Consider the following 1,800-nt stretch of genomic DNA (forward strand, 5'->3'; position numbering starts at 1 on the left):
CCTGACGCGAAGTCAGAATGGCGGCCTGGGCCGTGGTCAGCGCCGCAGCCTGATCGGTGGTGAGGCCCAGCAGTGAGCCGGTGGTCAGGGCCAGTGTCTGATCCGTGGTCAGCGTGGCCACTTGTGCCGTGGTCAGGGCTTTAATCTGGTTGCTCGACAGTACGGCAATCCCTGCTGTGCTGACGACGGCCAGATCGCGGGTTTCCAGCGCAGCCATGCTGTTGGTGGAGAGTGCGGCCACCTGACGGGTTGTCAGCACCGCAGCCTGGGCCGTGGTCAGTGCCACCACCTGATCGGTGGTGAAGCCACTGGCCACCGCTGCGGTGCTCAGTGCGACCACCTGGTCGGTCGTCAGATTCGCCACTTGGGCAGTGGTCAGCGCATTCACTTGTGCGGTATTCAGTGCGGCAATACCGCTGGTTTTAAGAACCACTAAATCACGGGTTTCAAGAGCCGCAACGCTGCCGGTGGAGAGTGCAGCGATTTGTGAAGAAGACAGCGTTGCAGCCTGATCCGTGGTCAGCGCGACAGTTTGATCCGTGGTCAGGGCACGCACCTGGCTGGTGGTCATCGCGGCCACCGCGGTGGTGGTCAGTACCGCGAGATCGCGGGTTTCCAGTGCTGCAATATTGCTGGTACTCAGGGCAGCAACCTGACGCGAGGTCAGCTCGGCTGCCTGCGCTGTGGTCAGCGCCACCGCCTGATCGGTGCTTAAACCCGCCAGCGAGCTGGTGGTGATATTGATCACCTGATCGGTGGTGAGGTTGGCCACTTGATCAGTTGTCAGCGCTTTAACTTGTGCGCTGGAGAGTGCGGCAATCGCCAGTGTGCTGATCACCGCCAGATCGCGGGTTTCAAGCGCTGCAATATTGGTGGTGGAGAGGGCTGCAACCTGACGCGAAGTCAGAATGGCGGCTTGGGCCGTGGTCAGCGCCGCGGCCTGATCGGTGGTGAGGCCCAGCAGTGAGCCGGTGGTCAGGGCCAGTGTCTGATCAGTCGTCAGGGTTGCAACTTGTGCGGTAGTCAGGGCTTTAATCTGGTTGCTCGACAGTACGGCAATGCCCGCTGTGCTGACGACGGCCAGATCGCGGGTTTCCAGCGCAGCCATGCTGTTGGTAGACAGCGCAGCCACCTGACGGGTTGTCAGAACGGCGGCTTGTGCCGTGGTCAGTGCCACCACCTGATCGGTAGTGAAGCCACTGGCCACCGCTGCGGTGCTCAGTGCAACCACTTGGTCGGTCGTCAGATTCGCCACTTGGGCGGTGGTCAGCGCGTTCACTTGCGCGGTATTCAGTGCAGCAATACCGCTGGTTTTAAGAACCACTAAATCACGGGTTTCAAGGGCCGCCACACTGCCGGTGGAGAGCGCCGCGATTTGTGAAGAAGACAGCGTAGCGGCCTGATCTGTGGTCAGGGCAACGGTTTGATCCGTAGTCAGGGCACGTACCTGGCTGGTGGTCATCGCGGCCACCGCGGTGGTGGTCAGTACCGCGAGATCGCGGGTTTCCAGTGCTGCAATATTGCTGGTACTCAGGGCCGCAACCTGACGCGAGGTCAGCTCGGCTGCCTGCGCAGTGGTCAGCGCTACAGCCTGATCGGTGCTTAAACCCGCCAGTGAGCTGGTGGTGATATTGATCACCTGATCGGTGGTGAGGTTGGCCACTTGATCAGTTGTCAGCGCTTTAACTTGTGCGCTGGAGAGTGCGGCAATCGCCAGTGTGCTGATCACCGCCAGATCGCGGGTTTCAAGCGCTGCAATATTGGTGGTGGAGAGGGCTGCAACCTGACGCGAAGTCAGAA

1 protein-coding gene is annotated in these 1,800 nt (G+C 60.9%); it reads right to left on the reverse strand.

The features are described from left to right. A partial coding sequence (locus CSQ88_RS23105) for a hypothetical protein (protein ID WP_339375913.1) occupies positions 1-1,800 on the reverse strand: 1,800 nt, incomplete at both ends.

Source organism: Iodobacter sp. BJB302, from assembly GCF_002735645.1.
In the GTDB taxonomy this organism is placed as follows: domain Bacteria; phylum Pseudomonadota; class Gammaproteobacteria; order Burkholderiales; family Chitinibacteraceae; genus Iodobacter.